The organism is Legionella maceachernii (assembly GCF_900167045.1).
Taxonomy (GTDB): domain Bacteria; phylum Pseudomonadota; class Gammaproteobacteria; order Legionellales; family Legionellaceae; genus Tatlockia; species Tatlockia maceachernii.
In genome coordinates this window covers 1-26,195 of sequence record NZ_FUXJ01000003.1, presented here as the reverse complement: position 1 = coordinate 26,195, position 26,195 = coordinate 1, and the positions used below count along the sequence as shown (strand labels likewise).

Sequence of the window (26,195 nt, the reverse complement as noted above, 5' to 3'; positions counted from 1 at the left end):
TCGTTCTTTTGTCGGTAAACCTCTCCCCGTCTTGCTAAAGCAAACACATAATTCGGGTCTTGAGCTAACGCGGCATTTAAATCCATTAAGGCGTTATCGAATTCGTTCTTTTGTCGGTAAACCTCTCCCCGTCTTGCTAAAGCAAACACATAATTCGGGTCTTGAGCTAACGCGGCATTTAAATCCATTAAGGCGTTATCGAATTCGTTTTTTCGCCGGTAAACTTCTCCTCGTATTGCTAAAGCAAACACATCATTCGGCTTTTGAGCTAACGCGGCATTTAAATCCCTTAAGGCATTATCGAATTGGTTCATTTGTCGATAAATCTCTCCCCGTATTGCTAAAGCAAACCCATCATTCGGCTTTTGAGCTAACGCGGCATTTAAATCCGTTAAGGCATTATCCAATTGGTTCGTTTGTCGATAAACCTCTCCCCGTCTTCCTAAAGCAAACACATCATTCGGCCTTTGAGCTAACAGGGCATTTAAATCCGTTAAAGCGTTATTGAAATTGTTCGTTTGTCGATAAACCTCTACTCGTCTTACTAAAGCAAATAAATAATTCGGGTCTTGAGCTAACGCGGCATTTAAATCCATTAAGGCGTTATCGAACTCGTTCTTTTGTCGGTAAACTTCTCCTCGTCTTGCTAAAGCAAACACATGATTCGGCTGCTGAGCTAATGCGGCATTTAAATCCGTTAAGGCGTTATCGAATTGGTTCTTTTGGCGGTAAACATCTCCCCGTCTTGTTAAAACAAATACAATATTCGGCTGTTGAGCTAACGCGGCACTTAAATCCGTTAAGGCGTTATCGAATTGGTTCTTTTGGCGATAAATATCTCCTCGTCTTGCTAAAGCAAACACATTATTCGGCTGTTGAGCTAACGCGGCACTTAAATCCGTTAAGGCGTTATCTAATTGATTCTTTTGGCGATAAACATCTCCTCGTCTTGCTAAGGCAAACACATTATTCGGCTGTTGAGCTAACGCAGCATTTAAATCCGTTAAGGCGTTATCTAATTGGTTCTTTTGGCGATAAACATCTCCTCGTCTTGCTAAAGCAAACACATTATTCGGCTGTTGAGCTAACGCGGCACTTAAATCCGTTAAGGCGTTATCTAATTGATTCTTTTGGCGATAAACATCTCCTCGTCTTGCTAAGGCAAACACATTATTCGGCTGTTGAGCTAACGCAGCATTTAAATCCGTTAAGGCGTTATCTAATTGGTTCTTTTGGCGATAAACATCTCCTCGTCTTGCTAAAGCAAACACATTATTCGGGTCTTGAGCTAACGCGTCACTTAAATCCGTTAAGGCGTTATCGAATTGGCCCATTAGGCAATAGACTTCGGAGCGTTTTATTTTCGCATTAGAAGCATTGGGCAAATTAGACAAAAAATAATTCAATATCACCAAAACATCATCAAATTGCTTATTTTTCATTAAATTGTTAATCTGAGTTTCTAATTGCCCACTAAATTCAGAAGTTGCTTTCGCTTTTTTTAGCGGCCGCGTATTTTCATTAAGACGACTTTTGTTTGGCATTAATAACTCCGATATAATGATATAAGCATCGACTATTCATTCAATGAAGCGCTATCCATGTCTATTTTTAGATTGCTAGCAGAATGAACAAATAATAAAACGAGCAGGTTACACGCGGTAATACAGTAAGATTTGTCATTCCGTTTGAATATAAGAGGCTCCATAAATCCTTCCCGCGTTTTTTTCTCTAAAGCGGGTATCCCCGCAGCAGCTAAGCAAGCGAAGAGGCACTGCCTGAAACGATCGTCTTTATTTTGATTATTGAGTTGATTGATAATAGGGTTAATGAGAGTGGCGAGTGCCTCCTCCATAACCGACAGCAACCTTCCTAGACAATTCCCTCTATCGGTACAGGCTGCGCTTAACATAAGAGAACCCTCTATTTTTGTTTACGATTAAATAGATTAGGCTTTAGAGATAAGGCATAGCTTGATAAATGGGTCATCGCCTTGAAAAAAGCCTAACGCTTCTATCATGGCGATGCACCCGTTTCATAATGGAAACTTGAATTAGTATCAGTTCTCCTCAGTAATCCCTCAGGGAGAAGACACATCGCAGTGTTTAAAAATAATAAATTACCTACCAGCAAGCAACTATTTTATCATATCAACTAAATTGTAGTCAATGCAACAGGGGGCTACGTCATAACGGATAAAAGAAAAAGACCTTTTTGTAATATATTTATTTTAAAACAATGGATTATGCCTCGCTAGAAAACAATATGAGCGCAGCTATTGCGAAAATCATCCCAAATGTTTGTCTTAAAGTAATACCCTGCTTTAGAAAGACGATGCATAAAATTAATGTAATCAATGGATACATTGAAGTAATTAGCACAACGGGCATGGCTGGACCTTTTCGTAGGGCCACAATAAAAAAAATGCATGCAATGCCATTAGCTAATCCATTTAACAAGCCATACATACTGCCTTTGGCCGAGAGTTCTGGCTTAAAATCCAATAAAGCCAAAGCTAATACACCCGAAATTAATACCCCCAGACTCGAATAAAAGGTAATAGATAAAGGATTGATAAAGCTGGATGCTCTTGCCCCCCAATATCCCCAAGCACCATACAAAAATAGGGCAATGATTGAGGGATAATACCAAGCACTAATAGTCATTTTTAAATTCCAATTGAAATTCGGGGAGTGGTTTAACTTCACGAGTAAAAAGTTCACAGAGCATAACCGCGAGATGAGAAAAATAAAACCATTTTTGGTTAAAAATGCGAATGAACAAAACGTTAGAAATAAGGTTAATTGTTATCCCTAGGTCCCGCGACCTGTCCGAGGAGCCAGGAGCACTATGCTAAAACACTGAGATGCCGAGATAAGCGCAAGATGTGATTAAGAGCGAGCGGAAAGAGGGTAAGAAGAGGCATCAGAAGAGTGAAGGAAATTCAATCAGTGCTCTGATTCGCTTTTTGAGTTGACATCACTTGCTTAAAGATCTGTTTTGCTATTTTTTTCAAAGGAACATGATTAGTATTCACCAAAATAATAATACTGATTTGATCATCGATATGACGAACGATCCAGCTACTATACCCTCGAATTGCTCCATTCTTGAAAACAACGAACTTGTCATGATCATAGGTGACTTGCCAACCTAAAGCCCATGCCCAATCATTTTTTCCAGCAGGTTGCCCATTTTTTAAGAAAGTTGGACTCCACATTTGTTTGTAAGATGAAGAAGATAAGAGCTCTCCAGCACTTAGGGCAGCATCTAATTTAGCCATATCATTGATTGAAGAAACAATACCACCTGAGCCCCACATTTGTTGCCAGGGCTTTTTATTAGGGTTTGGATTGATTACTCCATTATTTAACTGATACCCGGTGGCCAGACCTGATGGAAATAAAGTGGAAGGAAACCCTGTCTGATTCATGTTCAGAAGTTGAAAAATAGTGTTCTGAAAAAAATCACTTAAGGATTGATTGCTCACATTTTCTATTGCACGATCAAGGACAATGTAGCCAAAATTATTGTATTTTACACTCGTACCAGGTGGAAATTGCATGGGTGTTTGTGCCATCTTTTGCCAAATTTGATTCCAAGGCAAGTACGGTCCTTGATGCTGCGGAATGCCACTTGTATGGGAAAGTAGCTGACGAATAGTAACCCCCTGCCAGGTTTGCGGGGCATTTGGAATATAGCGCAGCACAGAGTCATCCAGATTTATCTTTCCTTGCTGAACTAACATCATTACCCCTAACGCGGTAATTACTTTAGAAACTGAGCCAATAGCAAATAACGTATCTGTTCCTACTGCTTGCTGCGATTGAATATCTGCAAAACCATATCCCTTCAATAGAATAGGCTTTCCATTTTGGAGCACGGCGAGTGCAAGCCCAGGAATACTATAAAGCTTCCTATTTGCCGCTACAATTTGATCAATTTGCTGCTCTAACCCAGATTGTAAAGTCGAAGGAGTCGGAGCGGAGCCATTAGCTGAGTGTAAAAAGAGAAGAAGCATTAATTGAATTAAAAAACATCGAACTCCTTTTTTTATCATGATAAATAGTACCTATTTTGAGTAAACAGTGAGAAGCGAACTAGAAAAAATGTCCAGAGTTTGGTGATGAATTATCCGCCAGTCTCCCACTAAAATTCTTCCCGCATTTTCGATATTTTCTCAATACTTTGCTTAAAGGCCTGGCGTAACGCATCTAAATTCTCGCGATTCATTTCGGTGAATTGGCTGCCAGTTATGCCCTCTTCAAGGACCATATTGACCAGATTTTCTATTCCATTAATCGCTTTTTTTATCTCGTACTTTAAAAGTATTAATTGCTCTTTGCGCTCTTCCTTTAACCCTAGTCCATCTGTTTCTATCCCTTCAAGTTTGACGGTAATTTCGGTTAGAAAGCCCTTTAATTTCTGATCTAACCGTAAGATGTTATCATGCAAATCTTTATCTACCGCATTTATAAATGTGGACGTTTTTTCTGATTGTCCTTCACCCATTATTACTACTCCGAGACGATGATTTAGTGTTCATTATCAGGTTTATTATAATCCTAGCGCTTAATGAACTATTTCGCCAGCCAGCTAAAGAATGGTATGATCACATTTTTTGAGCACAAAGCAAAAATTATGTTATTGCATTATCTGTTTATTATGGGCATTTGTGTGGAAGCCATCACAGGTGCTATTGCAGCTGGGCGCAAAAAAATGGATTTTTTTGGAGTTGTGCTCATTGCCTCCATCGCTGCATTGGGTGGCGGAACTGTGCGTGATATGCTTTTAAATACTTATCCACTTACTTGGGTCGCTCATCCTGAATACCTTTTATACACCTCTGCTTGTGCTTTTCTAACCATCTTTATTGCACATTCACTGGTAAAAATCATGAAAGTTTTTTTAGTCCTTGATGCGCTAGGGTTATCTACTTTTGTGATCATTGGCACACAAAAAAGTCTCAGTAATGGTTTGTCTCCCAGTGTAGCCATCCTTAGTGGCATGATCACAGGAATCTGTGGTGGAATGCTTCGCGATATCCTTTGCAATGATATTCCTTTAGTGCTTCGTAAAGAATTATACGCAGTGATTGCGCTTGCAGGGGCGTTGTTATTTATCGTTTTAGATTATTTTCACCTTTCAAACGACATTAACATAATGATTACTTTGCTAGCCATTTTCTCAACTCGATTATTAGCAATCTTCTTTCATGTTGAAATTCCCAAATTTGATTATTCCGCTAGTCTACGTAAACACATAAGAAAATAAATAAGTGAGATTTGAGCATTGTGGTTTGCTATACACACCAAGCAATTGAGGGATCTCCCAATCTTAACAGTCATCATCTAGGAGATCCCTTATTGGATTCGGGACAACAGACACTTTCTAATCGATAGCGAAGAAACGCCTTAGATTTCGGAAATTTCGTGAATAACCACTTCCTCTACAGGAACATCTGCATGTCCTTTCCGTTGGCCAGTTTTAACTTTGGCGATAGCATCGACAACGTCCATCCCTTCAACGACTTCTCCAAATACACAGTAGCCATAGCCTTGTGCGTGTTCACCACTGAAGTTAAGAAACGCATTATCAGCAACATTGATAAAAAATTGAGCTGTTGCGGAGTGGGGATCCATTGTTCTAGCCATTGCTATCGTACCACGTTTATTGGGCTTAGCTTGCTTAGCTTCGTTCTTTACTGGGGTATCCGTCGTTTTTTGTACCATGTCGGCAGTCAATCCACCACCTTGAATCATAAACCCATCAATCACACGATGAAAAATGGTATCATTATAGAAGCCCTTACGAACATAATTTAGAAAATTTTCCACCGTTTTGGGGGCACTTCCCTCATGTAGTTCTAAACGAATCTCACCTTTTGAAGTGTTAATTAAAATCATTAAAGCTCTCCTCTGTCTCTTTTTTAAATACTTAGGAATTAAGAATTAGGTCGCGCATTCTAGCACAGACTTCATTCATTACATGGACATTATGGATACTCGCTAATACAGTAAACAGATTTGCCCTTTGTTTACTTAAATGATGCAAAAATGCGCGAGAATGATGTTGGCAAGTATAGCATGTGCATGTGGACATAATAGGCGACAAGTCATTGGCAAAGCACGCTTTTTTTATTTGGAGGCGAGCATTTTCATAAGAACTGGCAAATCTTAACCAATTCCCTTCTTTAACCACCTCTCCACAATATAAAGATCCATGTCGGGCATTTCTCGTCGGCGCGACACAATCAAACATATCGATTCCTTCAGCCACCACATCCAATAAATCTTGAGGTGACATCCCTACTCCCATGGTATAGCGTGGTTTATTTTCTGGTAGGTACTCATTAATCCAGCGAATAATATCGATTGTGGTTTTCATATTAAAGCCTATTGTTTCACCACCAATTGCAATACCATCAGGATTCATTGAAGAAATGAAGTCCGCACTTTCTCGACGTAAGTCTTCGTAAATACCTCCTTGTACAATCCCGAACAAAGCTTGAGCTGCTCCGTAATGCGAAGTCGGATGTTGCTGATGATAGTCTATCGATTGCTTAAGCCAACGATGGGTGCGCTTCATGATATGCTGCACTTCATCTCGTGAACACTGATCCGGAGTACATTGATCAAAAGCCATAATAATGTCCGCACCAATGATTTTCTGCGTTTCCAGCGACATCTCCGGCGTCATATGAATGAGACGAGTGGTTCCCGGTAAGCGAAAATGTGCTCCTTTTTCATCAATGGTACAAATTTCCTTATTCTTCGAGAGACTAAAAACTTGGAAACCGCCACTGTCTGTTAACATTGGCCCCTGCCACCCCATAAATGGATGCATACCCCCGGCTTTTTCAATCACTGACATGCCTGGAGCACAGAGCATATGATAAGTATTGCCTCCAAGGATAATTTGGCTGCCCGCGGCAAGTAACTCACGAGGGGTCATATTATTTACGCCTGCACGAGTCCCTACTGGCATAAATACCGGTGTTAAAAAATCACCATGTGGTGTACTGATACGCGTCACACGTGCTTTTGTAAAAGTATGATGCTTAATGAGCTCGGAGCTAAACTTATTCATAAGAAGTTGCTTCAATCACAATAATGGCTGGCGATAATAACTAAGTGGCTGCTTATTTACCAGGGGATAGAGCAGATTTCTCTTAAGGCTGCGCTAACCACCCAATGACCACCCACTTTCAGTTGTTATTTTGCTACACTCTGATGACAAACCATACAACCATAACCGGAATTAAACATGATTGCTTTATCAGGATCAGAGAATTCTTTCTGAAAATTAGCCACATTTTCTTTGGCATTGATAATGCGTTTTTCTAGCATTTCCCGATAAGGCCACTGTGCGTAATTTTTATCAAGTTTGGCATTGTTATAAATTACGATCGCCGTTTGCCAGTCACCTGATTTCACTAACATATCACCCATATTCATAAAAAATCCCTCGAAACCGAAAGGCGCAATCCAAGAATTAAAGCAAGCTCGTTTCTGGCCTTTGCTATTCTCTGGGATACTATAGATTGGTTTTTTTCGATCTATCTCGCTTCCTTGGCACAGATCAAGCGTATCCCATTGCCAAGACAGTGCTTCCTGAAATTGTTCTGAATCGGGAGGTAAGGTTGTCATTGGATAACCCGCAGTAAAATAATTAAACTCAGGCCAATGATGTATTGCTTTTTTTAATAGAAAATAAGCCCTCGTTTCTTCGCGCTTATCATGAAAAATTTTCCCTTCAATTAATTGAGTATCTCCTGCAAACCCCTGATATATAGGATTTTTTGGATCAAGCTGCAAAGCATCGGTAATGTATTTGCGCGATAATATAATTTCGTTAACTATTGTTGGCGATTCCTTTTTATTGCGTTGGCGTTCAGTAATTTTCCATAAATGGAGAAGCCCAAGATGAGCAGCAAGTTGTGGATCATTTGGATTTTGTAAATAAGCAGCCATCAACAGATAATCAACTTTCGGGATATCTTGATAATTTCCCTCATGCAACGTTTTCCAAAAATCATTTTGTGCTTTAATCGCAAGTTCACTTGTAGAAGCGATTGCCTGTTTTTTGGGAGTGGATAGTACGGCGACATGCTCGCAGGCTGTTAACCAGCAAACAATAATACTTAGGCCCATTGTGTAAGATAACCGCATAGCATCCTTCCAGCGGAGAAGAAGTCCTGAAATTTTATAACATGTGCAATTCTCTTATTGCAAGCAGATCAATGCCTCACAAAAAACAATCGCTTTTTTCAGCGCAAGCTGTGGGTAATTTGCCTACGTAAAATCCAGAAAAGAGGGATCGCTACTATTACTATGAATAAAAAATAGAGCGCTGACCAGGCAGGCATTGATAATCCTAACCATTGCCAAGAAACTTCTGCACAATCACCGGTGCCCCAAAGAAGAGTCCGTAGCACATCACGCCATGGAAAATAGCGAATTACTATCTCTAGATCGGGCATACAACTTGGCGCTTGTCCTGCAGGGAGCGATTGCAACCAAAGTTGGCGTCCCGCAAAAAATAGCCCACTGCCAGCAATGAGTATTTGTAAGCCAGCGATGATTTTACCTCTCTTTAAACGGTGAGTATTTACTCCGATAAAACAAATCATAAATAGCAATAATACACAAAAACGCTGCATTAAACATAAAGGACAAGGAGACAATCCTTTGACATATTGAAAATAAAAAGAACTAGCTAGAACAAATAAACTTAAAAAAGCAAGAAAGCCTTGTAATCGCTTATAAGTAAATTTAGTCATGATTGAGGCAACATATATTGAATTGCATTTTTAATCTCTTCATCATTGCACTGCATACAGGTACCTTTCATAGGCATCGCATTTAATCCTTTCATCGCGGAAGCAACAAGCTCATCCAATGTTTTTTTATCAAGACGTGATTGCCAATCTGCGCTATCACGAAATTTTGGTGCGCCGGCCACCCCATCGCGATGGCAAGTTGAACAATATTGCTCATAAACAGTCTGACCAGACGTTTCTGTGACCTTTGCCTTTGCTTCATCTTGAGCTGTTCCAGACGAAGCCAAAGTACTTTGCGACGCTAAGTGAATCTGACCAATAGGCCTAATTCTGTCCTCAATTTGTTGCCTGTCGGCAGCACTTAAAGCGTAACTATTTAATGATAAAGCCACTAAGGCAAAAAAACTAAACCACATATTTAAATCCTCGACATCGAACTCGAAATGATACTGACAAGTCAATTTTATTTCCAGATTTTCAGCAAAAATAGACCCATTTTTTGAAAAAGAAACTGGTTTCATCAAGAACAATAAATCGGTTAAATTCAATGAGCTCCCAATTTTCTCGAGAATATTTACCTTATATTCACCCCTGAGTTGATCTGCTATAGTTTTCAAGTTTGAGTCATTCTTTGGCTAACCCTACTCAAGTTAAAGGAAACACATCCATGGAATCAATGATAGCGGTTACTCGAAAACTAGGTATCCGATCTCCCATTTTTTTAGCGCCTATGGCAGGTTTCACCACACCCAACCTCGTTGCTGCCGTTTCAAATTCCGGTGGATTAGGCTCTCTTGGCGCAGCGTATATGTCGGCCGATGAAATAAGAGCAGCTATCCGTAACATTCGCGAATTAACCGATCGCCCATTTGCCATTAATCTTTTTATTCCCCATCATCAAACTGCTTCTGCAGAACAAATTGCCCATAGTTGCGATCGAATAGCGCAAGCATGTGCTGAACTCCATTATAAAATTCACCCCACATCGCCCCCTTATGCACCGCATTTCGACGAGCAAATGCGCGTCATTGTTGAAGAAAAAGTACCCGTATTCAGCTTCATTTTTGGTTTGCCTGATAAAACCTGGATAAACCAGTTAAAGAACAACAAAACACTCCTTATTGGCACAGCAACGCATGTCGAAGAAGCAATTTTACTTGAAAAATCAGGGGTCGATATGATTGTTGCCCAAGGCTATGAGGCCGGTGGACATCGTGGTACTTTTATTGGCGGCGCAGAAAAAGGATTAATTGGTCTTTTAAGTTTACTCCCCCAGCTTACTAAGTCTGTAAAAATTCCTATCATTGCCGCCGGTGGCATTATGGAAGCGAAAGCCATTGCAGCAATGCATCTTCTAGGCGCCGCTGGCGTACAAATGGGAACAGCTTTTTTAACGTGTACCGAATCAGTAATTCATCCTTATTATAAGAAAGCCCTATTAGAAACAAAAAAAGATAATACGGTGTTGACGAGAGCATTTTCAGGAAGGTTAGCTCGTGGTATAAGGAACAAATTTATTGAACACATGTCTGCGCATGAGGAAGATATTCTTCCATTTCCAATACAAAATGCGATGACTCGTGCAATGCGACTTGAGGCCGCTGAAAAAAATAATATGGATTTTATGTCAATGTGGGCAGGACAAGGCGCTCATTTATGCAGGGACCTTTCTGCCGCAGAATTACTAAGAGAATTAGTAGAGGGGTTTGATAAAATAGTGAAGATTTCATGATAAAATTCCATCGATTATTTGCCTGAGGAGGAGCTTGTGGACTTTAGCAAAATTGAAGAGCGTTTAATTGCTATTGAAGCTCGTCTTTCTTTTATCGAGAGTAAATTAGAATTAGCTCCTCAAAAAAAGCTCAATGAAAATCAACCCTATAAGCAAGTTGAATCCACAACCAAGCCGATCCAACCCGTTAGAGCAGGCAACTGGCTCGGTATAGTTGCAGTCATCTGTTTCGTGTTAGCTGCTGGCTTTATACTTAAGCTTTCTATTCAATCCGGATGGTTAACTCCGCAAAAGCAATTGGTTTTTGCAACTTTATTTGGTCTTGCGCTAATTTCAGCAGGAATTCGCTTATTTGAATTTGATCTTGTTTATGCAAGCATGCTGCCTGCAGCAGGTGCCATCATTTTGTACATTACCGTTTTAGGAGCCTATGGCTTTTATCATCTTATTACCTTTCAAACTGCTATTGTGATGACCAGCCTTATTTCTGGGTTTTGTATTTGGCTCTATATAAAAATTAATCATGATCTTTATGCCATCATTGCAGCATTAGGTGCTTTTCTTTGTCCACTTCTTTTAGAGTTCGATGCGAATGCCATTTTTGCACTTTATTACTACATTATTTGCTCTCTCACCTTTGCCACTCTTTCGATTTGGGTTCAGTCACGGACCTTAACCGTAATTTCTTCTTATTTAGCGATTTCAGTGACTTCTTACATTGGTTTCCAGCTCAATCAGGATATTTTAATTGCGATTGTCTTAGCCCTGTATTATCTGATTTTTGCGACAGGCACGTATTTTCATACGCAGCTAACCAAGAAACAGTTAACCGAAAAAGAAGCCTGGAGCTTTTTCCCAGTTCTGCTTATTTTCTACGCCATGGAGTATTATTTCCTTAACCGCATCCAGCCAGCGCTAGCGCCCTGGATTTCACTCGGTTTTGCAGCCCTTGCTATTATTCTTTATTTATCAGCAAAAACCTGGTTCCCTGGACGTTTACACAGCAGCCGGCTACTCATTCTAACTTTTTCGACCATTGTTGCTTTTCATTCTATTTACCTTGAGCTCCTACCCACCTTAATACGACCTTGGTTATTTGTAATTATTGTTTTAGGATTTAGTCTTTATAAAAAAATAGAGCATCCCAAATTTACTCGTGCCTTCCTTGTCCCTTTGCTCGCTTTATTGATTATTTTAGGCATTGAATACATTAATATATTGAATCATCTAGCAGGCCCATTTAACTTATCCTGGCTTCTAGTGGGCATAGCGGCTTTTGCAAGCGTTTGGTTAGTATTAAGACTCCATCATGATGATTTTATGATAAAAGATGAGTACACCTATTATTTTGTTTTAGGCTCAGCCCATCTCCTTGGTGTAGCTTGGCTCTATCAACTCACTAATATCTATGGATCTTTAGCGGTATCAGCTTCATGGCTCTCTTATGCCTTATGCGTAATCGGTTTTGCCTTCCTACACAAAGATAAGATCATGGCTAAATCAACTCTAATGATTTTAACTTTTGCCGCAGTGAAAGCATTGTTTTATGACGCCTCATCGACACCAACAATTGTACGGATCTTAAGCTTAATGCTCACAGGTATTGTTCTCTATGGTTCAGGATTTCTGATCAGAAAAATGGCTGGGTGGAAAAGCTAATATATTAAAAGAAGTAGTTCTAGTTTGAGCCTTGTTATAAATGACTCAATGTCGTTACACTGTTCACTTTGTATACTTAAATGAATAAGGTAATTCATGGCAACTCATGAAGATCATAATACCCTTGATGAAGGGCAAAACTCATCCTCTGCTCAAAGAATCGGCAAATTTCCACCTTTTGTGGATGAGGCCATTGAGCAGTATTTTACTGTACGTGTTAACCAATCTTGGCATGGCAAGCATATTCTAAAAGGAAAAATCCCTGCCGCAGATGCACTTATTTTCTCCAGCAATGACTATTTACATATTAGTCAACATCCTAAACTTATCGAAGCACAGATTGCGGCCTTACGTAAGTACGGTAATGGGCAAATGCAATCACCCGTTTTTTTGAGAGAGGATACTCTTCTTTCGGCATGTGAACAGCAATTCGCGCAGTTTCTTGGCTATCCTGCTGCCCTACTCGCTCAATCTGGTTGGTGTGCTAACATTGGTTTAATTCAGGCGCTTGCCTCACGAAATTTACCTATTTATCTGGATTTTTATGCACACATGTCTTTTTGGGAAGGGGTAAAAGCAGCCAATGCAAAACCCATCCCTTTTCGCCATAATTCTGTGCATTCTTTGCGTAAACGCTTAGAGCGTTATGGTTCAGGGATTATTGCGGTGGACTCTATTTATAGCTCGACAGGAACGATTAGCCCTCTACTGGACTATGTCCAATTAGCTAAAGAATTTAACTGCCTCCTTATCGTGGACGAGTCGCATTCCTTGGGCACTCACGGCGCTAAAGGTTGTGGTTTAGTCGCAGAACTTGGCTTATCCGATCAAGTGGATATTGTCACAGCAAGTTTAGCTAAGGCCTTTTCTGGTCGAGGAGGACTGATCGCGGCAAGCAATGAGCTCATCGAACTCGTTCGCTATACTTCTTTACCAATTATTTTCAGTTCAGCGCTAGTCCCTCATGACTTAGAGGGCTTTTGCGCTTCCCTTTCTATTATCGCTAATGAAGAATGGCGACGCCGTAAACTGCATGATAACGCCTTGTTTTTACGTAATCATTTATTAAAACTCGGCTTTTATTTAGGAGGAAGCAATTCCCAGATTATTCCCCTTATTACGGGCAGCGAAGCGAATACAATTTGGCTACGCAATGCCCTTGAAAAAGAGGATATTTATGGCGCTGTTTTTTGTGCCCCAGCAACCCCTAAGAATAACGCGCTCATTCGATTATCTATTTCAGCAAATCATAGTCAAGAAAACCTAATTAAAGTCATTGATTGTCTAGCCAAATTAGATAGGAAAAAGCATCCGTTGCCGCTTTTTGCGGGATATTTAGAAGACCAGTAGTTACATCCCTCCTCTAATCCCGCGGACAAGCCGCGAGGCGTTGGAATAAGGAGGGCGTGCGCAGGCTAAACCAAAAGCAACTCTTCTGCATCCAACTCTTCTAAATGGCGATGATAAGAGAGTATCTTATCTTGCTGAACATTAAATAATGCTGGACCCTGCACATAGGCATAAAAATAGGTTTCATCAGAGTCAAATCGTTGAGCGGGTACTAGGCATGTTGACCAATCATTACGCTCAAGTGGTTGTGTTCTTACTTGCCAAAAACAAGGGATCTTTTCTCCACCAGCAAGCTGATCTAACACTTCTTCGTTCGCTCCATTATCCAAAGCTAAATCATAATGCAAACGTAAATCCGCTTCATTTTTGACGATAAGAAAACTTGGATTTGCATCGTCATCAAGTAATAAAAAACTGCCCGAGTTATCAGCAAGATAATACTCAAAAACACGCTTTTCATGACGCATCTGATGAAAAAATTCTGCAAATTTTTTATCGCGTAAGCAACTTGGTGATGCCACGGATAGCATTCTTACAATCATATCCGACATTGCTTGAAAATATTGCAATTGCAAATCATAAATGCTTTTAGTGATCAACTCTGCAACATTGGGATCACTTTTTTGAATATAACGGTGAATGAGCCCTTCATTAAACGCTTCGATTGCAAGTTTTTCATCCGCTTGGCCAGTTAGTAGGATTTTTTTAATTTTGGTATTTTCAATACGACGACAAAACTCCAAACCATTCATACCTGGCATGGCATAATCTACTACAACAACTGAGATTTCTGAAAAACGTCGAGAATTATATATCTCGGCATGAATCGCAGCCAAATTGAGATTAATTGTATGATTGGTTAACGGACAATTTTTGGCTTCAGTATACTCACTTAGACAGCGTTGACTTAGTAGATCTAATTCACAGCGCTTTTTATGAATGCAATCGAGGGCATCAAAAGGAGAATCGAATACTCGATAGGCCAAACCCTCATCGAGTTGCAAAACAAAATTTAATAGAAAATCACGGCTATCATCAATAAACAAGGCCGTACTTGGAAAATAGCAAATAGGTATTGAAAAATATTGCATAGCTCCTCCTGAGCGAAGCGCTCCCATCGCCCTAATTAATGTTAAAACCGATAACAGTTCTCTAGGACTGATCTACTCTGCAATCTTCCAACAACGCTTTTATGAAAATTCTTTGCGAAGAATTATTTTAATACGTCCATTTGAAGACTGACAAACTGTCAATAAAAATAACATGATTGTTTCATTTTTCCAAATAAAACTTAATGATAATCCTATTGTATGCTGTTCAAAAATAACATTAATTTATCACTCTTTTTTATTCAAATCGCCGGAAATAAGAGCAAAAACTGCGTATAACATCCTTCTTTAGCATCACATCGAATATCTCCGCCAAATCGATTCATAACGAGCTTACAAAAGGATAACCCAATGCCTGTACCCATAAAGGTAGTGGTATAGAAATGATTAAATAATTTTGATACCTGTTGTGAAGACATCCCGATGGCGGAATCTTTAAAATAAAGTGTATTAAATTTATCCCTTTTTTCAGTCCAAATAGTAATTTCGCCTTTTTGTGCGGTTGCAATAACATACAATGCATTTTTCAAAAGATTAAAAAGGACGTGCTGCATCAGTAATTTTGATCCTGCAAACAGAAAATCCCCCTGCCAAGACACAAGAGCACGCTCCTCCCCAGACTTAAAGGGATATCTCGCTATTGCCTCAGCTAAACAATCAGCCATAGAGCAAGGTTCTAAAACACAATTTTGTAAAAAATTTTCACGCCCCGCTTTGATTAGCAACATATCAATGATTGTATTGGCGTAATCAATTTCACAGATAATCCTATCGCTTACTTCTTCCAACTGCTGTATGCGCATTTCCCTTAAGGTACCACCGAGTAAACCGTGCTCTTTTGCAAGATGATAGGCCTCAAATAATTGCGGTGAATACCGTGACATTGCTTTAGCCCCACTTTTAATACCTAATAATGGGGTTCTTAATTCATGCGCTATCATACCAGCCGCTGCAGCCATTCCTTCGAGTCGCTGTTGCTGGAGCATGGCTGTTTTGTAATTCACTGTTGAACCAGCAATGATGACAAATAACATCACAATCGCCGTCTCTATATGCTCTTCACCAAAATACAATTCCGGTGAAAAGAGATAGTAGCAAATCAAAGCAAGTCCCCAGCCTAGAAGGAGTAAGACTGTCAAGCTTACTAAATCAACAAGCAGAACTAATAAAAAAACGGCACAAAGCAAAGACATTGCCGAAATAACGCTCGCATTGTTCATTAGAAAGGAATAAGCGAAAAAAAAGGATAAGGTATAAAGAATAGCCAAAAACCAATACCACGGCAGATAGCGTTTCGTCGAATTAGGCCAATATGAGGTGAACATTAAGCCTAAACCAAGCAGGCTCCCTATAATACGCAGCCCAAATGTTTCATAAGACTGCGGAAACCACTCTGTCCATATTAAATAAAATAAAGGAAATCCTAAAAAAGCAATTGCCCCCACTGCGACTAATTGATGTCCAGCATTCGACAAGCTTCTTTGCATAGAAAGATCAAGGTAATTCACCATTTTTTTTAAATTTTGCATTTTTAATCAATTTCTATCCCTAGAAGAAGCATTAGAGTTGTATACCTATCCAATAAAGTCAAGCCATTAATACACAGTGAGGACAATTTCTTACCTCCCTGCGATCACATTGCTTTACGTGTACACTGGGGTTAGCGTATAAAGTAACAGGTATTACGTTGGCCCATTAATCGGTGTATTATGCTGGCCAATATCGGCCTCAAGAGTAACGCATGGCTATTAAAATTTTACGTATAGCAACCCGAAAAAGCCCCCTTGCTCTATGGCAAGCGAATCATGTTGGTGAAAAAATTCATCAATATTGGCCTGCGGTGCAAATAGAATTAGTTCCTATGGTTACTTCTGGAGACAAATTCCTGAGGGATAAGTTACAGAACGCAGGCGGCAAGGGACTTTTTGTGAAGGAATTGGAGGAAGCACTCTTAGATCATCGCGCAGACATCGCCGTCCACTCCATGAAAGATGTTCCCGCCACATTTCCTGAGGGCTTAGCTCTTACAACTATTTGTGCCAGACACAACCCACTGGATGCACTGGTTGCTATAGATCATCTAAAACTCGACGAGCTTCCCAAGAAAAGTATCGTTGGCACGACAAGTCTTCGACGCCAATCTCAACTTTTAGCGTTACGGCCTGATTTAGAAATCAAGCCATTGCGAGGTAATATCAACACTCGTTTAGAAAAATTACACGCCGGCGAATATGACGCCATTGTTCTTGCTGTCGCAGGGCTTGAGCGCATGGGTTTAGACAATTGCATTAGTGAAATTCTGCATGAAGATTTCATGTTGCCTGCTTGTGGACAAGGTGCTTTAGGAATTGAATGCCGCAGCGATGATCGCGAAATTCAAAAATTATTAGCCCCTTTAAATGATTCCTTTTCCGCTTTATGCGTGAACACCGAGCGGCGAGTGAATGCCTTACTTGGAGGAAATTGCCATGTCCCGCTCGCTGTGTACTGCACTGTTGATTCCAGGGACCAATTGCTCTTGCGGGCCAAAGTACTCACACCCGATGGCAAAACCGTTATTAGTGATCGACGAGAAGAGCATAAATCGCAAGCCATGGTACTCGCAGAAAACTGTGCTAACGCTTTATTGGCTAAAGGAGCAAACACTTTGTTAACGCTTTCATCATGAACTCACTCGAAGGTTTACGCGTATTAAATACGCGCCCTCTCACCCAGGGTAAAAGCTTAAGTCAAGCAATCAATGCGGCCGGAGGCATCGCGATTGAATGTCCAGCCCTGTCCATCGAGCCAACTGATAAAAATTGGTTATCCTCTTTACCCGATTTACATCAAGTTGATAAAGCCATTTTTATTAGCGCTAATGCAGTGGAATTTTGTTTCACTACCCTAACACAAACCCAACGCTTATGGCCTAACACGATTCAAGTCATTGCTGTTGGCCAAGCCACTGCAATGACTTTAAAACAGCACCAAATTCAAGTTGACTTTATTCCCCAAATCGCCGACAGCGAGCATTTACTGGAATTGGAGGCTTTGCAACGCATTCAAGATGAAACCATTTTGCTGTTTAAAGGCGAAGAGGGCAGGCCTCTTATTGCAGATACCTTGATTTCTCGGGGAGCAAACGTATTTCCTTTGAGTGTGTATAAACGAGTCAGACCGAAAGCTAACTCAGAGCAACTTCATTCTTTGTGGCGCAATAAAGCAGTGGATATTATACTGTTTACAAGTCAACAAGCGATGAACAACCTCTTTCTCTTGTTCGGCGAAGATAAACACGCTTGGCTTCGCAGTATACCCTGTATTGTGATTAGCGAACGCTTAGCAAAAGAAGCTACCTTATTAGGGATGCAAAGCATTGTAATAAGTAGCCCTGAAACACTATTAAATAAACTGCACGAATTCAACCAAGGATTAATTCATGGCCAATAGCAATGAAGCGCAGAATAAATCAACTCCCAAAATGGCTGACAAGCTCCCTCAGCCAAGTAAAGCTACCAATAAAAATGCTAACTCAGCGATTACTTCTACTAATAAAGGATCATTCCTAGCGATAATTGTTGCGATCATTGCGCTTATTGGAGCCATTTATGCCATTTACACGAATAAGCAATCCAATGAACTCAATGAACTTCAAAGCCAAAAGGTCAATCAGCTTTTCAATCAACTAAAACAACAGCAATCTGATGCTCAAAATGACCTGGAAGCAATCAAATCAGCTGCCAATCAGCTACAAGTCAATCTGCAAAATCAATTACAAACAATGAATACTGATCTCCAATCTGCTTTGCAGCAACGCCTTTATCAAAAGCAAGATTGGCTCTTGTTAAAAGCGCGCTACTACCTGGAGCTAGCTCAAATAAATGCGCACTGGAGTAGTGATCAAGAGACCACTATTGCGCTACTTCAACAAGCAGATGCTTTGTTGCGTAACATACCCGAACAGCAATTATTTGCAGTCCGACAAGCCATTGCTCAAGAAATCATGCAGCTTCAAACGCTTCCCAAGATAGACATTGCAGGACTCTTAAGCCAGCTTGACGCCGCTGAAAATGCAGTTGCAAATTTGCCTATTAAAAAGCCACTTAATAGCACGCAACCTAAAAAAAGCAATGAGAGCAACGCTTCCCCTTGGCGACAAAAATTACATGAAAGCATGAACGTGTTAGAAAAATTAGTGGTGATACGTCGCAATGACGAAGACATTCAACCTCTGCTTTCTCCTCTACACCAAACCTTATTACGCGACAGTATTCGTTTTAACTTACAAGAAGCGCAATGGGCTCTTTTACAAAATAATTCTAAAATATTTCAATTATCGCTCGCTCAAGCGTTGAAGGAGATCAATCGTGCCTTTGATGAAAATGCAGTGGCTACCCAAGCTTTGATCAAGCAATTGCAAAACTTACAGCAGGAAAAGCTAGAGACGATTACACCAACCCTTAACCAATCTCTTTCTCTGCTTAATCAACTCATTGAGTCCAAAAATACACAGAACACCGAAATCCCTGCTACTACGGAAGGAGCTAAGACGCAATGATTCGTTTATTATTCTTTTTTATTGTATTGCTTATTTCGGTGTATCTCGGGATTCAATTGAGTCATGATCCAGGCTATTTACTCATCTCTATTAATCATTGGAGCATTGAAACCACACTTTGGGTTGCTTTTTTTGCTTTAGTTATCTTATTTCTCTTATTTCATGGTATTTTTTTATTTCTAGGAAAAATTAGTCGAAGCCCTGCCACTTTCCGGAATTGGCAAACAAAACGTCGCATCCAGAATGCACAAGCAAAAACGCAGCAAGGTTTAATTGAGTTCAGCGAAGGATACTGGTTGCAAGCGAAAAACCATTTAATCAAAGCATTACCCGATACCGATAGCCCCTTGCTCAACTACCTCACTGCAGCAAGAGCAGCTCAGGAAATGGGGGACAGCCAGTTGCGAGATCACTATCTGCGTGAAGCACAACAATCAATGCCTGATGCCAAAATAGCAGTTGAGCTCACACAAGCTCAACTGCAGCTGGCTAATCAACAATGGGAGCAGGCTTTAGCTACATTACGGCATTTACAGGACTTAGCGCCGCGTCATCCCTATGTTTTAAAATTACTGATGCGCCTTTACATCGAAGTGAAAGATTGGTCGCAACTCATCGAGCTTTTGCCTGAATTAAAAAAACATCAAGTGGTTTCCGGCGCTGCCTTTGAGCGATTACAGCGCCAAACCTATCTACAGGCCATCGCCGATTTAGCCAAATACTCTCAGCGAGAGGGCTTAACGAAGTTAATTGAACATTTGCCGAAAAATCTTGCTCATGATCCAGAACTAATGGCTGAATATTGCCGTTTCCTACTCCTTCATAATGAAGATCAAAAAGCAGAATCCATTTTGCGCCATTGTTTGCGTCGACAATACAGCGAAAATTTAACAACTTTGTATGGACAAGTGAAAGGCGATGATAAGCAATTGGCCTTCGCTGAGTCTCTGCTTAAAAAACAACCCCACTCCGCTGAATTATACCTTTGCCTAGGCCGTTTAAGCTTACGGAATCACCTCTGGGGTAAAGCAAAAACTTATTTTGAAAAAAGCATTAGCCTAGCAGCCACTCCTGGAGCTTATGAGGAATTAGGAAAGTTGCTCGAGCGCTTAAGTGATCAAACAGGGGCTTGTATTGCCTATCGTCAGGGATTAGCGCTCGCAATTCATCAAAATGATCACTAATGACCACACTATGAATCTTCACGAACCATTGATTAGTCAATTAAAACCTTATAAAGAAATATTCCTTGATGATAAAAATAAGCTTAAATTTTTTATTAACAAACACAGTACTCAAGAAGGAACCTGGGGCTGTCTGGAATTGATTGAAGGAGAGATAGCGTTTGTCTTTTTGAATGGCAATCTCAATGAGTTGTCGCGTTATACGCTAAATCAAGACACATCTTCATTCTGGATCCCTCCAGCATCCTGGCATAAAATAATCCCAATGAGTTCAACTTTTAAATTAACACTTCGTTTTTATTGCCAACCCCATCGTTATTTTGAAAAAAAATATGGGCTTGCACCAATTCATCATGACTTATGGCACATTTACCAAACTTACTTTGAGCATCAGAATAAATTGTCCATCCTGGATGTGGGCTGTGGTATGGGACGGAATCCTTTGTTCTTTGCTCTTAGTGAACATCAAGTGACAGGCATCGATATCAATACCTCCTCCATTCAGAATATTCGGGATATTGCGCAACAAGAACAATTGATTAATATGGAGACTTTGGTTCACGATCTAAATCAACCCCTTCCCTTACTCAATAAGCCATTTCAGTTTATCTACTCAACCGTAGTGCTTCAGTTTTTAAATAAACAGAGAGTTCCCTTCTTGCTCAATGAGTTGCAAGAACTCACCACCCCAAAAGGAATACATTTTCTGGTTTTTCCCATCAAAACAGAACCGTTTTCATATCCCAAGTCCTTTACTTATTTAGCAGAAAAAAATGAACTTTATCATTTCTACCAAGATAGCGGCTGGTCGGTGCTCGAATATAGAGAAAAACCAGGATTACTTCATAAATTGGATGAAAGTGGTAAGCCTATGCAAGGGATGTTTGGCCTACTGTTGGCCCAAAAAACGCCCTAAATAAAAAACGTTGAAATTAAAGACCAAACAACACAAATGGCTGCCATCAAGAATAAATCATAACCCCATTAATACACCGAGCGTAAGGTACTAAGACAATCGTTTTAATTTAACTAAGTATAGGAGTACAAGCATCCTCACAGAAAGTTAAATTCCGTTCAACTTGGATAGTGGCATGATGGATATTATGTTTTTCGCGCAAAAGTTTAACCAAGGTCTGTCGCGCTTCATCGCTTAATGGGGTGTCTGGCATATAAAGATGCGCGGAAAGGGCATTTTCTTGTGTGCTAATTGCCCAAATATGGAGATCGTGGACTTCTTTAACTCCAGGTTCTGCCTGCAATGATTCGCGAACCTCGTTCCAGGATATACCTCGTGGAACCCCATCAATAATAAGACGAAAGCTATCCGCAAAAAGACTCCAAGTACCTTTAATAATTAAAAAAGCAATGAGTAATCCCACCACAGGGTCTATCCATAACCAATGAGTCCAGTAAAGCAATGCTGCTGACACAACCACACCGACAGAAATGAGCGCATCATACAGTAAGTGAAGAAAAGCGGCACGAATATTTAAATCATCCGCACCGCGTAAAAATAAAGCGGCCGTGGCTCCGTTTATCACAATACCTACGGCAGCCACAACCATCACTGAAACAGCCTGGACTTCAGAAGGCGAAAATAATTTATACACGGCTTCGCTGGCAATAATGCCACAAGTAAAAACCAATAAAATACCATTTGCTAAAGCAGCTAAAATGGATGTTTTCTTCATACCGTAAGTTGTGCGATGGGTAGGAATTCGCTTTAATAAACCATTGGCAATCCAGGCAAGAATTAAACTTAAAACATCACCTAAATTGTGAATTGCATCTGCTAATAAACTCGTTGAATTAGCAACATACGAATAAATAATCTGAAAAATGACAAATAAACCATTTGCTATAATCGCGATCAAAAATGCCCGATTAAATTGCGCTGGACCATGGTGATGGCTGTGGGAATGGGTGTGGCAATGGCCTTCTTCATCCTCATATTCGTGGAAAATCATAGCTTATGCCCCCTTAATTATCTTAGGCTTCCGATTCTTCTTGCTCATTGCCATAATAATTAACCCCAATTTTAATACGTTCACGTTCATTTTTCTTCCGCCAAGTATTGGTGTCTCTTAGAGAATAAACGCAACCGCAATATTCTTGTTTGTAAAAATTTTCACGCTTGGCAATTTCATACATTCTTGCCGCACCACCATTTTTACGCCAATTGTAAGTCCAATAGGTCATATTGGGATACCGATTAGCAGCACGTATTCCAGCTTCATTAATTTGATTCATATCCTTCCACCGTGAAATACCTAAAGAACTGCTTATTACTGAAAAGCCATGTTCATATCCATAAAGCGCTGTACGTTCAAAACGCATATCAAAGCACGCAGTGCAGCGTTTTCCCCGCTCGGGTTCCCATTCCAAACCTTTCACACGGACAAACCAGTTATCTTTGTCATAATCAGCATCAATAAAAGGAATATTATGCTTTTCTGCAAACGCAATATTTTCGTTTTTCCTGATTTCGTATTCTTGTACAGGATGTATATTTGGATTATAGAAAAAAATAGAAAAATTAATTTTCGAATAAAGAAGCGCCTCCATTACTTCACCGGAGCAAGGCGCACAACAAGAATGCAATAATAGTTTGTCAGCTCCATTGGGTAAAATAAGTTGCTCGCGTTCAATCATGGTCTCTATCCACTAAATTAATAAAATGTTGACGATAATAAGCCAGTTCGGCAATCGAATCTTTAATGTCATCCAAAGCTAAATGCTTTGATTCTTTAACAACCCCATTGAGTAATTTTGGTTTCCAGCGCTTCACTAATTCCTTCAACGTACTGACATCCAAATTACGATAGTGAAAAAAAGAAGCTAGTTCAGGCATGTATTTATATAAAAATCGTCTATCTTGGCAAATGCTGTTTCCACACATGGGCGATTTTCCTTTATCCACATAATTTTTGAGGAAATTAATAGTATGAGCCTCAGCTTGAGCTTCTGTGACTGTCGATGCCAAAACACGCTTTACTAATCCAGATTGATTATGCTGCTTGGTGTTCCACTCATCCATTTCTGCAAGTAACGCTTCATTTTGATGAATCGCTAGCACCGGCCCTTCAGCCAAAATAGTTAACTGTGCATCAGTCACTATTGTTGCAATTTCAATGATATGATCTTTTTCTGGATCAAGACCTGTCATTTCCAAATCAATCCAGATTAAATTGTTATTGTCTTTCATACTTTTTCCAAGAATTCGAAATAAGATGAGCACAAGCCACGCGTCGTTGATGCAGTGCGTCTTTAATTGCTTCACCATGGAAGCCTTGCTCGATTAAATGCTGTGCGGTTACTTTAGCACATTCTGTAAGCACATAACGCCAAAATGAACCTTGCTGATAGTCAATTTTAGTGTTTCCGCAGCCTCGCGCATCCGATTCGCAAGCCAGCAAAAGTTTTTCAAAGCGTTCTGGACGACGAAACGCATCAGTTTGCTCAAGAATTTTTACTATTGTTTTGGGCTGTAACTCAAATAAGCGGTGAATATTTAAGTGAAGCTTTGCCACCAAGACTGCGAATTTACGATAATCCGCAGGAATACGCAAACGCTCACACAACGACTGGATTACTTCTACACCACGTTCTTCGTGTTTATAATGTTTAGGCCACTCTTCCATAGGGGTTTTTGCTTTACCTAAATCATGCAATAACGCTGCGAATCGCACAGTCGGATCGCTGGATAATTGAACTGCAGCCTGAAGGCTCATTAACGAATGCACGCCGCTATCCACTTCCGGGTGATATTTTTTAGGGTTAGGCACACCAAATAAAACATCAATTTCAGGTAAAATGGCCTTAAGTGCACCACATGCTCTCAAAACTTGAATAAACATTTCAGGATGGTTTTCTTCTAAACTTCGTTGCCATTCCTGCCAAACCCGCTCAGCAACCAAATAAGCTAACTCACCACGCTTAACCATAGCGTACATCAATGCACGTGTCTCATCAGCCAGCTTAAAACCTAGATGGTGATAACGCGCAGCAAATCGCGCCACACGGAGCACACGAACAGGATCTTCCACAAAAGCATCAGAGACATGGCGCAAAATTTTTGACTTTAAATCCGCTTGTCCATGATAGGGATCTACCAGCTGTCCCTGTTCATCTTGGGCCATTGCATTGATGGTTAAATCTCGACGCAATAAGTCCTCTTCTAAGGTCACCTGTTGATTATAATCGCAGTCAAACCCATAATAACCGTGACCTGATTTTCGCTCAGTTCTAGCTAAAGCATACTCTTCTCGAGTGCTGGGATGCAAGAATACAGGGAAATCACGTCCGACTTGCTGGTAGCCTTGTTGCCGCATTTGCTCTGGCGTCGCGCCCACAACAACCCAATCACGCTCCTTTATTGGATACCCCAATAATTGATCGCGAACAGCTCCTCCTACTAAATAAACTTTCATTTACTCTTATTTGCCTTTTAAACATAAAAAATCGAATTGACTAATTTTACAATTTTATCAACTAATTTCAGTTCATATCATTTATAATGCTGTCAATTATAGACTATGTTTAAACCATGAGTAAAAGACGAATTAGCAAACAACAATCGGCACGTATTCAAAAAATACAGGCAAGATACCGCCAGAAAAATGAATCAAGTGACACTTTTCCTGGTGAAGAAGGTTTAGTTCTTACACGCTTTAGTCGTCATGCGATTATTGAGGATCGTCAGGGAAACTGCATCCATTGCTCTATCCGTCCTAACCTCGATTCCTTAGTTGCAGGCGATCAGGTTATCTGGCAAACAGAAAGCAAAGGTGGGGTTGTTGTTAGTCGGTTTCCGCGTGTATCGGTCTTAAGTCGTCCCGACAAACGAGGCGAATTCAAACCCATCGCTGCAAACATCACGCAAGTGCTGGTTGTTGTAGCTCCAAAGCCAGAACTCACATGGCCGTTACTTGATAGCTATCTTGTGATGACCGAGCATCTGGAGTTAAACCTATGTATCGTCTTAAATAAAGTAGATATTCCTTGTGCTAGTTTGCAAGAGGAACTCTTAAAGCTTTATAAACCACTTGGTTATCCTATTTTATTTACTTCAAGTCACAATAATTCTGGGTATGATTTACTCAGACAGACCCTAAACCATCACACTTCTGTGTTTGTTGGTCAATCAGGTGTGGGAAAATCATCTCTGATTTCAAAAATCCTCCCTGAAATGAATATTCAAACCGCAGAAATATCCACAGGCTCAGAATTAGGATGTCATACCACAAGTAACTCGCGCCTTTATCACTTACCCTTTGGTGGAAATCTTATTGATTCTCCAGGTGTACGGGAATTTGGCCTGTGGCATATGGCTATTCCTGAAATCGCGCAAGGATACCGTGAATTCAGACCTCTCATCTCACAGTGTAAGTTTCGCAATTGCAATCATCGAGATAGTCCAGGGTGCGCAATTATTGCTGCTTTAGATGAGGGTACACTAGCCCAACGTCGCTATGATAATTTCCTTAAAATCATCGCTCAATTCGCTTAGGTTAGGTCTTAGCCCAACCAATTTTGAACATCATCGTATTAGTGTCTTGGCTCAATCTACACCAATAAAAAAAGCGACGCAAAGGCCGCTTCTAAAATAAAACCCTGGCGATGACCTACTTTCACATGGGGAAGCCCCACACTATCATTGGCGCAGGTCTGTTTCACTTCTGAGTTCGAGATGGATTCAGGTGGTTCCAAACCGCTATGGTCGCCAGGAAAACTGGTTTACCGATTGGCCTATTCGCCAATCAGCTTGGTAAAGGGGTTAGAGGTTAACACAAACGCTTAGGCATTAATGCCTTTAATTAAAGTATTGCCTTATCACTTA

26 protein-coding genes and 1 rRNA gene are annotated in these 26,195 nt (G+C 40.3%); 10 read left to right on the top strand and 17 right to left on the bottom strand.

Annotation, left to right across the window (positions count from 1 at the left end):
- The 5 genes from B5D33_RS16515 to B5D33_RS01785 all read right to left on the bottom strand — a co-directional run.
- Positions 1 to 1,544: tetratricopeptide repeat protein (locus tag B5D33_RS16515; RefSeq protein WP_176119736.1), on the bottom strand; the 1,544-nt coding region annotated here is incomplete at its 3' end.
- A gap of 32 nt (positions 1,545 to 1,576) precedes the next feature.
- On the bottom strand, positions 1,577 to 1,912 hold the full coding sequence (locus B5D33_RS01800) for a hypothetical protein (RefSeq protein WP_058452637.1): 336 nt from the start codon (positions 1,910 to 1,912) through the stop codon (positions 1,577 to 1,579).
- Positions 1,913 to 2,243: 331 nt separating this feature from the next.
- A complete protein-coding gene (locus B5D33_RS01795) occupies positions 2,244 to 2,666 on the bottom strand; it encodes an EamA family transporter (protein ID WP_058452636.1) in 423 nt (140 codons plus the stop codon).
- Between the two features lie 278 nt (positions 2,667 to 2,944).
- On the bottom strand, positions 2,945 to 4,060 hold the full coding sequence (locus B5D33_RS01790) for a serine hydrolase domain-containing protein (RefSeq protein ID WP_078767299.1): 1,116 nt from the start codon (positions 4,058 to 4,060) through the stop codon (positions 2,945 to 2,947).
- Between the two features lie 89 nt (positions 4,061 to 4,149).
- Positions 4,150 to 4,512: a hypothetical protein gene (locus B5D33_RS01785; RefSeq protein ID WP_058452634.1), complete on the bottom strand. Its 363-nt coding sequence runs from the start codon at positions 4,510 to 4,512 to the stop codon at positions 4,150 to 4,152.
- A gap of 129 nt (positions 4,513 to 4,641) precedes the next feature.
- On the opposite strand from B5D33_RS01785, the gene B5D33_RS01780 reads away from it, so the two are divergent.
- Entirely contained in the window at positions 4,642 to 5,274 is a 633-nt protein-coding gene (locus tag B5D33_RS01780; RefSeq protein ID WP_058452775.1) for a trimeric intracellular cation channel family protein, read from the top strand.
- Positions 5,275 to 5,414: 140 nt separating this feature from the next.
- On the opposite strand, the gene B5D33_RS01775 is transcribed toward B5D33_RS01780, so the two are convergent.
- The 5 genes from B5D33_RS01775 to B5D33_RS01755 all read right to left on the bottom strand — a co-directional run bounded on the left by B5D33_RS01775 (position 5,415) and on the right by B5D33_RS01755 (position 9,198).
- On the bottom strand, positions 5,415 to 5,906 hold the full coding sequence (locus B5D33_RS01775) for a peptidylprolyl isomerase (protein WP_058452633.1): 492 nt from the start codon (positions 5,904 to 5,906) through the stop codon (positions 5,415 to 5,417).
- A 31-nt stretch (positions 5,907 to 5,937) separates the two neighbouring features.
- Positions 5,938 to 7,089 carry a tRNA guanosine(34) transglycosylase Tgt gene (tgt, locus tag B5D33_RS01770; protein ID WP_058452632.1) on the bottom strand — a complete coding sequence of 384 codons (1,152 nt, stop codon included), beginning with the start codon at positions 7,087 to 7,089 and terminating at the stop codon, positions 5,938 to 5,940.
- Between the two features lie 125 nt (positions 7,090 to 7,214).
- Entirely contained in the window at positions 7,215 to 8,171 is a 957-nt protein-coding gene (locus B5D33_RS01765; RefSeq protein WP_058452631.1) for a hypothetical protein, read from the bottom strand.
- A 98-nt stretch (positions 8,172 to 8,269) separates the two neighbouring features.
- Positions 8,270 to 8,782, bottom strand: a complete 513-nt coding sequence (locus B5D33_RS01760; RefSeq protein ID WP_058452630.1) for a disulfide bond formation protein B — start codon at positions 8,780 to 8,782, stop codon at positions 8,270 to 8,272.
- Positions 8,779 to 9,198: a c-type cytochrome gene (locus tag B5D33_RS01755; protein WP_058452774.1), complete on the bottom strand. Its 420-nt coding sequence runs from the start codon at positions 9,196 to 9,198 to the stop codon at positions 8,779 to 8,781. Before B5D33_RS01755 ends, B5D33_RS01760 begins: the two co-directional genes overlap by 4 nt.
- A gap of 251 nt (positions 9,199 to 9,449) precedes the next feature.
- On the opposite strand from B5D33_RS01755, the gene B5D33_RS01750 reads away from it, so the two are divergent.
- The 3 genes from B5D33_RS01750 to cqsA all read left to right on the top strand — a co-directional run bounded on the left by B5D33_RS01750 (position 9,450) and on the right by cqsA (position 13,523).
- Positions 9,450 to 10,514 carry an NAD(P)H-dependent flavin oxidoreductase gene (locus B5D33_RS01750; RefSeq protein ID WP_058452629.1) on the top strand — a complete coding sequence of 355 codons (1,065 nt, stop codon included), beginning with the start codon at positions 9,450 to 9,452 and terminating at the stop codon, positions 10,512 to 10,514.
- Positions 10,515 to 10,550: 36 nt separating this feature from the next.
- Positions 10,551 to 12,173 carry a DUF2339 domain-containing protein gene (locus B5D33_RS01745; protein ID WP_058452628.1) on the top strand — a complete coding sequence of 541 codons (1,623 nt, stop codon included), beginning with the start codon at positions 10,551 to 10,553 and terminating at the stop codon, positions 12,171 to 12,173.
- A gap of 96 nt (positions 12,174 to 12,269) precedes the next feature.
- Positions 12,270 to 13,523, top strand: a complete 1,254-nt coding sequence (gene cqsA, locus B5D33_RS01740) for an alpha-hydroxyketone-type quorum-sensing autoinducer synthase (protein ID WP_058452627.1) — start codon at positions 12,270 to 12,272, stop codon at positions 13,521 to 13,523.
- A gap of 65 nt (positions 13,524 to 13,588) precedes the next feature.
- Here the strand turns inward: cqsA and B5D33_RS01735 are convergent, their stop codons facing one another.
- Both B5D33_RS01735 and B5D33_RS01730 read right to left on the bottom strand, forming a co-directional pair.
- Entirely contained in the window at positions 13,589 to 14,614 is a 1,026-nt protein-coding gene (locus B5D33_RS01735) for a response regulator (protein WP_058452626.1), read from the bottom strand.
- Positions 14,615 to 14,874: 260 nt separating this feature from the next.
- Entirely contained in the window at positions 14,875 to 16,161 is a 1,287-nt protein-coding gene (locus B5D33_RS01730) for a sensor histidine kinase (RefSeq protein ID WP_058452625.1), read from the bottom strand.
- 212 nt (positions 16,162 to 16,373) lie between these two features.
- Here B5D33_RS01730 and hemC point away from each other — a divergent pair, with 212 nt between their 5' ends.
- The 5 genes from hemC to tehB are packed head-to-tail and all read left to right on the top strand — an operon-like array spanning position 16,374 to position 21,272.
- Positions 16,374 to 17,300 carry a hydroxymethylbilane synthase gene (hemC, locus tag B5D33_RS01725; RefSeq protein WP_058452624.1) on the top strand — a complete coding sequence of 309 codons (927 nt, stop codon included), beginning with the start codon at positions 16,374 to 16,376 and terminating at the stop codon, positions 17,298 to 17,300.
- A complete protein-coding gene (locus tag B5D33_RS01720) occupies positions 17,297 to 18,064 on the top strand; it encodes a uroporphyrinogen-III synthase (protein ID WP_065240018.1) in 768 nt (255 codons plus the stop codon). Before hemC ends, B5D33_RS01720 begins: the two co-directional genes overlap by 4 nt.
- Complete coding sequence (locus B5D33_RS01715; RefSeq protein WP_058452622.1) at positions 18,054 to 19,172, top strand: uroporphyrinogen-III C-methyltransferase; 1,119 nt, start codon at positions 18,054 to 18,056, stop codon at positions 19,170 to 19,172. Before B5D33_RS01720 ends, B5D33_RS01715 begins: the two co-directional genes overlap by 11 nt.
- Positions 19,169 to 20,356, top strand: coding sequence for a heme biosynthesis HemY N-terminal domain-containing protein (locus tag B5D33_RS01710; protein ID WP_058452621.1), 1,188 nt, complete (start codon positions 19,169 to 19,171; stop codon positions 20,354 to 20,356). Before B5D33_RS01715 ends, B5D33_RS01710 begins: the two co-directional genes overlap by 4 nt.
- Before the next feature lie 10 nt (positions 20,357 to 20,366).
- On the top strand, positions 20,367 to 21,272 hold the full coding sequence (tehB, locus tag B5D33_RS01705) for an SAM-dependent methyltransferase TehB (protein WP_115304865.1): 906 nt from the start codon (positions 20,367 to 20,369) through the stop codon (positions 21,270 to 21,272).
- Between the two features lie 109 nt (positions 21,273 to 21,381).
- Here tehB and B5D33_RS01700 read toward each other — a convergent pair whose 3' ends face one another.
- From B5D33_RS01700 to B5D33_RS01685, 4 genes are read right to left on the bottom strand one after another with little or no spacing between them, the layout of a single operon-like run.
- Positions 21,382 to 22,323 carry a cation diffusion facilitator family transporter gene (locus B5D33_RS01700; protein ID WP_058452620.1) on the bottom strand — a complete coding sequence of 314 codons (942 nt, stop codon included), beginning with the start codon at positions 22,321 to 22,323 and terminating at the stop codon, positions 21,382 to 21,384.
- A gap of 22 nt (positions 22,324 to 22,345) precedes the next feature.
- Positions 22,346 to 23,008: an epoxyqueuosine reductase QueH gene (locus B5D33_RS01695; protein ID WP_058452619.1), complete on the bottom strand. Its 663-nt coding sequence runs from the start codon at positions 23,006 to 23,008 to the stop codon at positions 22,346 to 22,348.
- Positions 23,001 to 23,561, bottom strand: a complete 561-nt coding sequence (gene orn, locus B5D33_RS01690; RefSeq protein ID WP_058452618.1) for an oligoribonuclease — start codon at positions 23,559 to 23,561, stop codon at positions 23,001 to 23,003. The genes B5D33_RS01695 and orn overlap by 8 nt, the downstream gene beginning before the upstream one ends.
- Positions 23,548 to 24,786 carry a multifunctional CCA addition/repair protein gene (locus tag B5D33_RS01685; protein ID WP_058452617.1) on the bottom strand — a complete coding sequence of 413 codons (1,239 nt, stop codon included), beginning with the start codon at positions 24,784 to 24,786 and terminating at the stop codon, positions 23,548 to 23,550. Before B5D33_RS01685 ends, orn begins: the two co-directional genes overlap by 14 nt.
- 116 nt (positions 24,787 to 24,902) lie before the next feature.
- Between B5D33_RS01685 and rsgA the strand changes: the two genes are divergently transcribed.
- Complete coding sequence (rsgA, locus tag B5D33_RS01680) at positions 24,903 to 25,865, top strand: small ribosomal subunit biogenesis GTPase RsgA (protein ID WP_058452616.1); 963 nt, start codon at positions 24,903 to 24,905, stop codon at positions 25,863 to 25,865.
- A gap of 102 nt (positions 25,866 to 25,967) precedes the next feature.
- Here rsgA and rrf read toward each other — a convergent pair.
- Positions 25,968 to 26,083, bottom strand: a 5S ribosomal RNA gene (rrf, locus tag B5D33_RS01675).
- Between the last annotated feature and the right edge of the window lie 112 nt (positions 26,084 to 26,195).